The sequence below is a fragment of the Nocardioides sp. CPCC 206348 genome (genome assembly GCF_048654705.1).
In the GTDB taxonomy this organism is placed as follows: domain Bacteria; phylum Actinomycetota; class Actinomycetes; order Propionibacteriales; family Nocardioidaceae; genus Nocardioides.
Genome location: NZ_JBMCZA010000217.1, coordinates 88,344 through 88,656, shown reverse-complemented (window position 1 = coordinate 88,656; position 313 = coordinate 88,344). Strand labels below are relative to the sequence as shown.

The following is a 313-nucleotide window of genomic DNA, read 5'->3' as shown; positions in this document are numbered from 1 at the left end:
CGACACGCCGAGCGACACGCCGGCTGAGGCCCCCGCCGAAGCGGCTGCCACGGTCGAGGCCCCGGCGGAGAAGCCCGCCGCGAAGACGGCAGCGAAGAAGACCGCCCCGCGCAAGACGGCGGCGAAGAAGGCCCCGGCCAAGAAGGCAGCCGCGAAGCCCGAGGGCGACGCCGAGGGGAGCGCGGGCGAGAAGCCCGCGAAGAAGACCGCGGCCAAGAAGACGGCCGCGAAGAAGGCTCCGGCCAAGAAGGCGTCCGCCAAGAAGACCACGGCGAAGAAGGCCGCCGCTCCCACGTCGGAGCAGCTGCTCCTG

The 313-nt window shown here is 73.2% G+C and carries 1 protein-coding gene; it reads left to right on the top strand.

Annotated elements, in window-relative coordinates; all coding sequences use genetic code 11:
• Positions 1-313 (top strand): hypothetical protein (locus ACOADB_RS24225; protein WP_378604824.1); only part of this gene is annotated, 313 nt, incomplete at both ends.